Origin of the sequence: Stappia sp. P2PMeth1 (genome assembly GCF_900185735.1) — a bacterium.
In the GTDB taxonomy this organism is placed as follows: Bacteria; Pseudomonadota; Alphaproteobacteria; order Rhizobiales; family Stappiaceae; genus Stappia.
Genome location: NZ_FYAW01000037.1, coordinates 63,399 through 72,261, shown reverse-complemented (window position 1 = coordinate 72,261; position 8,863 = coordinate 63,399). Strand labels below are relative to the sequence as shown.

General features: G+C 60.9%; 13 protein-coding genes. 4 read left to right on the top strand and 9 right to left on the bottom strand.

Going from position 1 to position 8,863, the window contains the following annotated elements; all coding sequences use genetic code 11:
* The 9 genes from P2PM1_RS21355 to P2PM1_RS21315 all read right to left on the bottom strand — a co-directional run.
* Nucleotides 1-644 (bottom strand): ArdC family protein (locus tag P2PM1_RS21355; RefSeq protein WP_186400454.1); only part of this gene is annotated, 644 nt, incomplete at its 3' end.
* A 175-nt stretch (nt 645-819) separates the two neighbouring features.
* The gene (locus P2PM1_RS21350) at nt 820-2,238 is read right to left on the bottom strand and encodes an IS1182 family transposase (protein ID WP_039194741.1); all 1,419 of its coding nucleotides are present in this window, start codon (nt 2,236-2,238) and stop codon (nt 820-822) included.
* Between the two features lie 469 nt (nt 2,239-2,707).
* On the bottom strand, nt 2,708-3,541 hold the full coding sequence (locus P2PM1_RS21345; RefSeq protein ID WP_039194740.1) for a transglutaminase family protein: 834 nt from the start codon (nt 3,539-3,541) through the stop codon (nt 2,708-2,710).
* Between the two features lie 12 nt (nt 3,542-3,553).
* On the bottom strand, nt 3,554-3,829 hold the full coding sequence (locus tag P2PM1_RS21340; protein ID WP_009452373.1) for a DUF1488 domain-containing protein: 276 nt from the start codon (nt 3,827-3,829) through the stop codon (nt 3,554-3,556).
* Entirely contained in the window at nt 3,826-4,155 is a 330-nt protein-coding gene (locus P2PM1_RS21335) for a hypothetical protein (protein WP_039194738.1), read from the bottom strand. The genes P2PM1_RS21340 and P2PM1_RS21335 overlap by 4 nt, the downstream gene beginning before the upstream one ends.
* On the bottom strand, nt 4,152-4,394 hold the full coding sequence (locus P2PM1_RS21330; protein WP_039194737.1) for a hypothetical protein: 243 nt from the start codon (nt 4,392-4,394) through the stop codon (nt 4,152-4,154). The genes P2PM1_RS21335 and P2PM1_RS21330 overlap by 4 nt, the downstream gene beginning before the upstream one ends.
* Nucleotides 4,395-4,430: 36 nt before the next feature.
* Nucleotides 4,431-4,577: a hypothetical protein gene (locus P2PM1_RS21325; protein WP_167387076.1), complete on the bottom strand. Its 147-nt coding sequence runs from the start codon at nt 4,575-4,577 to the stop codon at nt 4,431-4,433.
* Nucleotides 4,570-4,872 (bottom strand): hypothetical protein, encoded by a 303-nt coding sequence (locus P2PM1_RS21320; RefSeq protein WP_039194736.1) that lies wholly within the window; start codon nt 4,870-4,872, stop codon nt 4,570-4,572. The genes P2PM1_RS21325 and P2PM1_RS21320 overlap by 8 nt, the downstream gene beginning before the upstream one ends.
* A complete protein-coding gene (locus P2PM1_RS21315) occupies nt 4,869-5,132 on the bottom strand; it encodes a hypothetical protein (protein ID WP_039194734.1) in 264 nt (87 codons plus the stop codon). Before P2PM1_RS21315 ends, P2PM1_RS21320 begins: the two co-directional genes overlap by 4 nt.
* A gap of 505 nt (nt 5,133-5,637) precedes the next feature.
* Here P2PM1_RS21315 and P2PM1_RS21310 point away from each other — a divergent pair.
* The 4 genes from P2PM1_RS21310 (at nt 5,638) to P2PM1_RS21295 (ending at nt 8,330) form a co-directional block, all read left to right on the top strand.
* The gene (locus P2PM1_RS21310; protein WP_050475053.1) at nt 5,638-5,955 is read left to right on the top strand and encodes a co-chaperone GroES; all 318 of its coding nucleotides are present in this window, start codon (nt 5,638-5,640) and stop codon (nt 5,953-5,955) included.
* Nucleotides 5,956-5,997: 42 nt separating this feature from the next.
* Nucleotides 5,998-7,632 (top strand): chaperonin GroEL, encoded by a 1,635-nt coding sequence (groL, locus tag P2PM1_RS21305; RefSeq protein ID WP_039194732.1) that lies wholly within the window; start codon nt 5,998-6,000, stop codon nt 7,630-7,632.
* A gap of 70 nt (nt 7,633-7,702) precedes the next feature.
* On the top strand, nt 7,703-8,095 hold the full coding sequence (locus P2PM1_RS21300; protein WP_039194731.1) for a hypothetical protein: 393 nt from the start codon (nt 7,703-7,705) through the stop codon (nt 8,093-8,095).
* A 67-nt stretch (nt 8,096-8,162) separates the two neighbouring features.
* Nucleotides 8,163-8,330, top strand: a complete 168-nt coding sequence (locus tag P2PM1_RS21295; protein ID WP_094513308.1) for a hypothetical protein — start codon at nt 8,163-8,165, stop codon at nt 8,328-8,330.
* Nucleotides 8,331-8,863: the final 533 nt, after the last annotated feature.

Sequence of the window (8,863 nt, the reverse complement as noted above, 5' to 3'; positions counted from 1 at the left end):
ATCTCGTGGAGCGCCGTCCTGTGCCAGTTGATCGGCTCGAAATAGGCGGCCGGAGGCGGCACCTGCACGTAGTCGAGCGCCGGAACATAGAAGGCGCGATCCCCGCCGATGCGGAAATCGATCCCGGTCGCCTCGATCAGCGCCTCGACCTTCGGCTCGATCATGCCGGGCGGCGGTGGCGGGGCCTCGAAGGCGATGTCCTCGGGCAGGCCCTCGCATTGCGCCGCGTTGAACACGGTGAAGCGCTTCAGGAACGGAATGCTGCTGGCTTCTTCGCCCGACTCCTGGGCGCGGCGCTTCTCGTCCTCCGGCGTGAAGCGGTCGGCATAGACGACGGTGGTGCCGCGCTCGCCCTTGCGGACATTTCCGCCCAGCGAGAGTGCTTGCCGGAAGGTGAGCCAATGCTGGGTCGGATAGCCGTGCTGGACCACTGCGCCCCAGAGGATGAGGACATTGATCCCGGAATATTGCCGCGCGGTCGCGGCATTCCTCGGCATGGCGAGCGGCGCCTTCGCCGCCGCCGTCCCCCAGGGCTGGACCCAGGGCAGCCGCCCTTCCTCCAGCTCGGCGATGATCTTGTCGGTGATGTCGTCATAGAGATTGCTGCGGGCGCCGCCTGGGCGAGCGCGGTCCTTTCTGGCCATCGGGATGATCTCCGCGACGGGCGCCGGAGGCCACTCCTCCAGCCCTCAACCCGTCACGGAAAACCCGTCCGCACTCTCCCTCTCAGGGGGCGTTGCGGGGCAGGCTGTGCCAAAACGTCAGCCGTCGGAGCCGCAGCGCCTGCCAGGTGGAGCCGAAGCGAAGCGCCGCCTCGCGTCAGCTCGGGGTAACAACCCTCGTTCCGAATGTGTTCGCGGCGTGTAGGATGTTGAAGGCTAGGATCGACAGCGCCGCCTCCGCCTTTACCGCCCTAAGTCCTCTAGTTAGGAACCTTCCGCCACCCGACATTCGCTTTATGGTGCCGAATGGATGCTCGACCGTGCATCGCCTGATCGTCATCAAGCTGGGATTGGCATGGATTCGGGCCTCCATGCGATCGAGGGCACCTTGATCGACAAGCCGGTGAATTGTGCGCTGGGCTCCCGGCGTGCATCTCGGCTTCAACGCACAGGTCGCGCAGGCCGAGGTACGGTAGCGCATCGCCCGATTGCGAGTATGGATTCCGGACGGGCGTAGAGTTTGCCCGCCGGGGCAACGGACCGTGTCGCTGTCCTCGTCGTAGAGGAACTGTACCGGTCGAAAATGTTCGGAATTCATCGCGCCGCGCTTGATCGGCGCAGCGACCTCAATGTTCTCGCGTTCGCAACGGGCGACTTCTTCGGCGTTTGAGTAGCCGCCGTCGGTCAACACCTGGAGCTGATCTACCTCCAGCACGGCCTTAGCCGCGACTGACATCGGATGAAGAAGGTGGCTGTCGTTCGCGTCATTGTAGACGTCATGGTGGACGATCAGACCACTCGCAACATCGACGACGCTTTGCAGATTGTACGAGGGAAGCTTCGGCGCGTGGGCATATCCCATCGGTTTGGCCTCCGGCTCGCCAAACACGAGCACCTTCTCGACCCGTCGATCGAGTTCCTGCTGTCGCCTGGCCAGCCGGTCCTTCCGACGCTGCAGGGAGGCAATGGCGGACTTGAAGCCTTCGCGGTGCAGTGGTTGATCATCAAAGCCCCGCGCGACGGTCTCGTCGATTATGTCCAGGCGGTCGAGATAATAGGCGATCTCTTTTTCGGTATGCGCGATATCGCGCGCGAGCCGCTCCGCCCCGGCGATGTTCTTTGGACTGGCGACCGCTCGCATCTTGGTGCCGTCGAGTGCGACCGACCGGCCGCCTACCAAATTCTGCTCGCGACAGAACAGCACGAACGCGGCGCTGGCGGCGACGATCGCGTCGGGATAGTCGTGCCGGAAGGCGGCAATGGTCCGATAGTCCGGCGCGAGTTGCCGCATCAGCCACATTGCTTCAAGGTCGCGCTTGCAGGAGCGCTCCAGATGTCGCGATGAACGGGCTTGATTGAGGTAGCCCCAGATATACAGCCGGAGCATGTCGCTGGGATGATAGCCTGGTCGTCCGGTCGAGGCCGCAATGGCGCGTGTGAAGCCAAGCTCAATCATATCCAGACTGTCGACGAAAGCATCGACGACGCGGACGAGCGCGTCAGGCCCAACATAGTCATCGACACATGGGGGAAGCAGATTGGCCTGATCTCGCGCTATTCCCTCAATGAAGCTCATAGACACCTCGGCAAAGCAGATCAGGAGAGTCTGATTCTACACTTGTTTGCTCATAGGGAAAGGCTTTGTATTGGGTCTCGAATAACTACCCAGAGGCAGGATCGCGGCACCTCGCTGACCCTCCAAACTTCCGAGAAAAGGTGGCTTCCTGCTTTCGGCACTTTGGGCGACGAACCTGCGAAAGCTGTCATTCAAACAGTCTTCGCACTTCGACTGGATGCGCCTGACGTCAGCCACAGGCCCGACTTTTCCGTTTGCTGAAAGTGGGTATTACGAGGATGGAACATTAGGTCGCGGCCGCACCGGCTCAAGGGATTGGAATCGCGCCAACCTAACGTCGGGAACCGGTCACAGTCAGCGGACCATGGCGGGTGCCTGACTAAAGTGAGTTATCTTCGAAAAGGTCTGCGGCGCTTCCGGTATGCCTTGCCGTATCGCCTGTAGCCTTGGTGTCCGGTCCCAAGGCGCCTTACTCGCGATGCTCTTGCGCCTGTTGCAAGCCCGATACCTCGTAAGTCCATACTCGGAACGCCTTCAGAACATGCGGGCCGAAGGAGTTGACGAGCGGTATGTCGGCTGCGTCGCGGCCGCGCGCCACCACGATCCTGCCGATCCGCGGGACGTTGTTGCGCGGATCGAAGGTGTACCATTCGCCATCGAGGAACACTTCGATCCAGGCGCTGAAATCCATCGGATCGACGACCGGCACGCCGATGTCACCGAGATGGCCGTTGATATAGCGAGCGGGGATGTTGAGGCATCGGCAGAACGTGACCGCAAGATGCGCGAAATCGCGACAAACGCCAACGCGCTCATGGAACGCCTCGAAAGCCGTCCGCGTAGATCGAGCCTGCATGTAGTCGAAGCGGATGTGGTTGTGGACGAAATCGCAGATCGCCTGCACCCGGCTCCAACCGGGCGGCATCTTGCCGAACAGGTCCCAAGCGGTCTGGCTGAGACGGTCGGTTTCGCAGTAGCGGCTGCCCATGAGGTAGACGAGGCAATCGTCCGGCAAGTCCGGCACCGGCAGTTCCCGGGCACCCGGCACAATCCCGTCCGGCCTGCCGTCGTCCTCGATCGTGGCATCACCCCACATCGTCAGGTCGCCCGCAGGCGCGACCAGCCGCCGGCATTTGTTGCCGAAGAGATCGCGGTAGGTCGATACGTGCACATCGGGTGTGGTGAACGTCGTCTCCGGCACCCGTATGTCAGCCGCGCGATCCTCGTGCACCGACAGCAGACACACCAAGGCTGTCGGCTGCTGGCAGGTCAGTGTGATCTCATACCCGTAGCGGATCAGCATTGAGTGGTGTCTTTACCGGAAATCGGCAGCGGTCAGCGTATAGGAGGTTTGGCGACGATGCGAGTAGGCCTCGCGGGCGACATCGTGGATCGAACTGCGCGTCGCATCGAAGGTCGAGAGATACATCTCTTCCGACACCTCAGTGCTGCGCAATTCAGCAGGGGACCTGGCGAGCGCTTCCACTTCGACAAAGAACGGCACTTCGAACATGCCGTCGTGCCCGATAAAGCGAATGGCGTTGCGCACTTCGTCGAAGCTGCGGCTGGGGTTCAGGAATTCAAGGGTCATCGTTGATCTGCCCTTGCCGTTTGCAGCAGCAGTGGTACACGCATAAACCCGTTCATGTGCTCCTTGCGTCGCACATCATTCCGACGATTGAGGGAAAGCATCCCGTCGGTTGCGGCCGAGTGGCTAAGGCCGATCATCTCCTGCCCTTCGCGGCTGGCTGGAACGCCGGTGAAGACATGGTAGATGGTCCAGGACCGGTCGGCTTCGATCCGGCGGCCATATTGTTCGTCGCCTGGTGCGCGGGCGGATGCACCGCCTTCATTGTCCCAGACGCCGATCGCGCGGTCGTGCCGCTCCCGTTCGATTTCATCTATGTATCGGGTCATGATCGTGGCCTTTCTCTAGTGGTCACGTCGGCATCAATGATGCCGGAAAATAGCGCGTTACCGGATAAGTCGGTGATCGCGATGGCGTCGGGCCGTTGAGGCATATCGAGCGTCTGCGAAAGCAGTTGCGCAATCTCAATGGCGTTGGCGAGATCGACGGCTTCCACCGCCTCTCGGCCCACGACAGCATGGGCGTCATCCGTCTCCCGCGTGCGGTAGAACTCGATGACAACTTTCATGGCGCTACTTGCTCTTTCAGCCGGAGCAGCACTGCCTCAGTGCTTGCCTTTGCCTTGGGAAGCATTGGCATCATTGGCGGCAAACTTGATCTGGTTGCCGAAGGTGCTTTCAGGCTTTGGCGGGGCCTTCTCCTGTTTCGGCTTTCTGATCTCGCGATTGCTTCGTTTCTGGCCTTTAGCCATGTCCGAACGTCCTTTCGATGAGGGTTGCGCCATTACCGGATTGCGACATGTCGACCGGCTCGAGGCTGTCCTGCGTCGTCACTCGCTCATGGCGTTCGTCGTCGTTGCGGATGCGATATTGCAGTGAATCTCCCCGTGCCGGCAGTCTGCCGGTTATGCGGTAGATATCGGCGGGTAATGCCGGCCTCACGAAACCGCCCTTGAGCCGGACAGCCTGTCCGATCGCGAAGAGATGAGCAGGAGCCTCGTGGCGGGCGGGACGGTTCGTGCGCCGGATTGGGTTGGTTGATATCATGGCTGTTGGTGATCCTTTTCGAGGGCGGCGTCGAGATCGGCGGGATCTATCGGCGCCATCTGATACGTGTGGCCATCAATGCCGATGGCGGGCAGGTGGATGAAGGCGCCTACACGTCTCCAGGCAAGGCGGGAGGATCCCTCCAGCAGTTCCTCATCCTGGTCCACGCGATAGTCGCCGGCAGGCTGCGCAGCGTCGAAGCCGGACAGCATGAAGGGTGCGGAGAACCGGACGATTTTCTGCGTGGTGCGCGTTGTCATGGGTCGATACCTCCGCAGGAGCACGCAAACGCGCCTCCTGCATCATTCCCATTCGAACCGGAACGAACTTCCGTGCTGCCAGTACATCCGTGGTCAGCGGCGCGTTCATTCCAAGGTTCGAACAGAGCGATATGCGCGCCAGGTCGGCGCGTGATGCATTCGCTATCGAGAATTCGGTGGTGAATGGCGGGTCTCTGACACCGCAAAAAGCCAAGTCGGCCAAATCAACGAGTTTTATATATGGGCTGTCCCCACCCGGTAAACAAGGAGCGGGTCGCTATTATTTATCTAGAATTGAATAAATGGCTCTTCCATAAAAATAAAAATCCTTAAAAAGGCAGGAAATACGTATTGAAAACAACAAACATCGCATTGGTAGAAGTGATATAAATTTTCGCAATTCCACCTTTTCAACGAAATACGTTTAGCACTCCTATCATTCGAGTGCCAAAGTCGCTATCTATCCGAGGTGGTCGCCCTATGCGCCGGCCTCAGAAAGAACCCCATGAAATTCCGGCCCCTCCACGACCGCGTCGTCATCCGACGGGCGGAAGGCGATCTCAAATCCAAAGGCGGGATCATCATTCCCGATACCGCGAAGGAAAAGCCGCAGGAAGGCGAGGTGATCGCCGTCGGCCCGGGTTCGCGCGACGAAGCCGGCAAGCTGGTTCCACTCGACGTCAAGGCGGGCGACCTCATCCTGTTCGGCAAATGGTCCGGCACCGAGGTCAAGCTCGACGGCGAGGATCTCCTGATCATGAAGGAATCCGACATCATGGGCATCGTCGAGAAGACAACGGCGGCCGCCAGCAAAGCCGCCTGACCGGCCGATACCTGATAATCAAGCCCGAACTGGACGAACATCATGTCTGCCAAGGAAATCAAATTCGCCGGCGAAGCCCGCGACCGCATGCTGCGCGGCGTCGAACTGCTGAACAACGCCGTCAAGGTGACGCTCGGGCCAAAGGGACGCAACGTCGTCATCGACAAGGCCTATGGCGCGCCGCGCATCACCAAGGACGGCGTCACCGTCGCCAGGGAGATCGAACTCGAAGACAAGTTCGAGAACATGGGCGCGCAGATGGTGCGCGAGGTGGCCTCCAAGACCAACGACCTCGCCGGCGACGGAACCACGACGGCGACGGTGCTCGCGGCCTCCATCCTGCGCGAGGGCGCCAAGCTGGTCGCCGCCGGGATGAACCCGATGGACCTGAAGCGCGGCATCGACATTGGCGTCGCGGCCGTCGTCAAGGAAATCCAGGCGCGGGCCAGGAAGGTCAAGTCGTCGGCTGAGATCGCGCAGGTCGGCACGATCGCCGCCAATGGCGATGGCACCATCGGCGGGATGATTGCGAGTGCGATGGACAAGGTCGGCAACGAGGGTGTGATCACCGTCGAGGAAGCCAGGACCGCCGAAACCGAGCTCGACGTGGTCGAAGGCATGCAGTTCGATCGCGGCTACCTCTCTCCATACTTCGTCACCAACGCCGAAAAGATGCGCGTGGAACTGGATGACCCCTACATCCTCATCCACGAGAAGAAGCTCGGTAATCTTCAAGCCATGCTGCCGATCCTGGAGGCGGTGGTGCAAAGCGGCAAGCCGCTGCTGATCATCTCCGAGGACGTCGAGGGCGAGGCGCTCGCCACGCTGGTCGTCAACAAGTTGCGCGGCGGCCTGAAGGTCGCGGCCGTGAAAGCTCCGGGCTTTGGCGACCGCCGCAAGGCCATGCTCGAGGACATCGCCGTGCTGACCGCCGGCCAGGTGATCTCCGACGATCTCGGCATCAAGCTGGAAAATGTCACGCTCGACATGCTCGGCAGCGCCAAGCGTGTTGTCGTAGACAAGGACACGACAACGATCATCGACGGTTCCGGCGACAAGGCCGGCATCGCCGCTCGTATTGCCCAGATCAAGGCGCAGATCGAGGAAACGACCTCGGACTACGACAAGGAGAAGCTCCAGGAGCGGCTGGCCAAACTCGCCGGAGGCGTCGCGGTGATCCGCGTCGGCGGCGCGACCGAGACCGAGGTCAAGGAGAAGAAAGACCGCATCGACGATGCGCTCAACGCCACCCGAGCTGCGGTCGAGGAAGGCATCGTGCCCGGCGGCGGTGTGGCGCTGCTGCGCGTCAGGACCGTGCTGGCCTCTCTGACAGGCGCCAACGCCGATATAACCGCAGGCATTTCGATCGTGCGTCGGGCGCTCGAAGCGCCGGTCCGGCAGATCGCCGAGAATGCCGGCGTCGAAGGCTCGATCGTGGTCAGCAAGCTCACGGACAGCAAGGACCACAACCAGGGCTTCGACGCCCAGACCGAAACCTATGTCGACATGATCGAGGCCGGTATCGTCGACCCCGCCAAGGTCGTCAGAACCGCCCTGCAGAACGCCGGCTCGATCGCAGCGCTCCTGATCACCGCCGAGGCGATGATCGCCGACATTCGCGCGAAGGAATCCACCCCGTCGGCCGGCAACGGCGGCATGGGCGGAATGGGATACTGAGAACAGTGCCTGAACCGTTCGGCCGACGCCCAGACAAAGCAATCTGCATTCCAACCTGGAAGGAATCTCCATGGCCACACAAAGCACGACCAAACCATCTCTCTCCCGCCGCTGGGAAGACTATCAGCCTTCAAAGACCATTCTGGTCTGGGCATGCATCGCGGCGATGATCGCAACGATCGTTATAGGATTCAGCTGGGGCGGCTGGGTCACTGGCGGCACTTCGCAGACCATGGCGAAAGCGGCCGGCGACACGGCGCGCGGGGAGCTGGCATCCGCCATATGCGTCGAAAGGTTCAACGCGGCCCCAGATGCGGCGGCGAAACTTGCCGAGTTCAAGGCGATACCCGACAGCTACAAGAAGCGTCAGTTCGTGGAAGCCGGCGGCTGGGCGACGATGCCGGGGCAGACGACTGCCGACCGGCTTGGAGTCCAAGGCTGTGTCACCGGGCTTGGCGCATAATACCCCGTTTAAAGCGCTCAGGCAGGCGCCAGGGCGTTTCCACCCGCCACAGGAAGGAACTTCAGCAATGATCTCGTTTGTGAAGAAGACAGATACGCATCCGACGCTCAAGCAGGTCGAAGAAAATCGCTTCGAGCAGATCCGCAAGGCGGCGGCTGAACGGCACCGCAAATCGGATACCGACGGCACCCGCCGCCGCGCCCGCCAGAAGGCCGAGGACAACAGGCTGATCTGAGATGCATGTGCTCTACTCGAAAAGGCAGCATCCGATGCGATATCTTGATCGAATAAGAACGGAACCGTCCCTCTGGCTCCTGATACTGATGGTCGGTGGCTTGGCCGCCACGATCCTTTACGTGGTTCTGACTAGCATCACCTATTGAGTGAAGTGCAAGCCAGCTTCACCGATCCGACGTTGGGATGATGGATGGGCATGGGGATGCGATCAGCGTATCTCCGGTATCCAGCCGCCTGGGGAGCTTGCTCTGCTGATCGCAGAGGCATTAAGGGAAGGAGCAGGCTGACATGCCGAGGCTGTCCGACTTGGGTGCGGAATAGTTCCTCCGAGGCGGACCAATAAGGGCCAAGCAGCGGTCAGCCGCAGCGGCTCAACGGCAGCTTTCGGGATTTTGCGATCTCATAGCCGATGATGACAAAGAGGTCTTAAGCAGCCAAACGCTCATATTCCATAGAGCGGGCAAAATCATTCGCTGCGCTCGCACGATTGGTGGGTTTTAGCACAGCCTGGGGGTCTCCCCGCTGAAGGGG

Bases quoted from the DNA above. Each gene is read 5' to 3' on its own strand.
- P2PM1_RS21315 (WP_039194734.1), bottom strand. From the start codon at position 5,132: ATGACAACGCGCACCACGCAGAAAATCGTCCGGTTCTCCGCACCCTTC.
- P2PM1_RS21300 (WP_039194731.1), top strand. From the start codon at position 7,703: ATGGCCACACAAAGCACGACCAAACCATCTCTCTCCCGCCGCTGGGAA.
- P2PM1_RS21340 (WP_009452373.1), bottom strand. From the start codon at position 3,829: ATGACCCTTGAATTCCTGAACCCCAGCCGCAGCTTCGACGAAGTGCGC.
- P2PM1_RS21330 (WP_039194737.1), bottom strand. From the start codon at position 4,394: ATGAAAGTTGTCATCGAGTTCTACCGCACGCGGGAGACGGATGACGCC.
- groL (WP_039194732.1), top strand. From the start codon at position 5,998: ATGTCTGCCAAGGAAATCAAATTCGCCGGCGAAGCCCGCGACCGCATG.
- P2PM1_RS21345 (WP_039194740.1), bottom strand. From the start codon at position 3,541: ATGCTGATCCGCTACGGGTATGAGATCACACTGACCTGCCAGCAGCCG.
- P2PM1_RS21295 (WP_094513308.1), top strand. From the start codon at position 8,163: ATGATCTCGTTTGTGAAGAAGACAGATACGCATCCGACGCTCAAGCAG.
- P2PM1_RS21335 (WP_039194738.1), bottom strand. From the start codon at position 4,155: ATGACCCGATACATAGATGAAATCGAACGGGAGCGGCACGACCGCGCG.
- P2PM1_RS21325 (WP_167387076.1), bottom strand. From the start codon at position 4,577: ATGGCTAAAGGCCAGAAACGAAGCAATCGCGAGATCAGAAAGCCGAAA.
- P2PM1_RS21320 (WP_039194736.1), bottom strand. From the start codon at position 4,872: ATGATATCAACCAACCCAATCCGGCGCACGAACCGTCCCGCCCGCCAC.
- P2PM1_RS21310 (WP_050475053.1), top strand. From the start codon at position 5,638: ATGAAATTCCGGCCCCTCCACGACCGCGTCGTCATCCGACGGGCGGAA.
- P2PM1_RS21350 (WP_039194741.1), bottom strand. From the start codon at position 2,238: ATGAGCTTCATTGAGGGAATAGCGCGAGATCAGGCCAATCTGCTTCCC.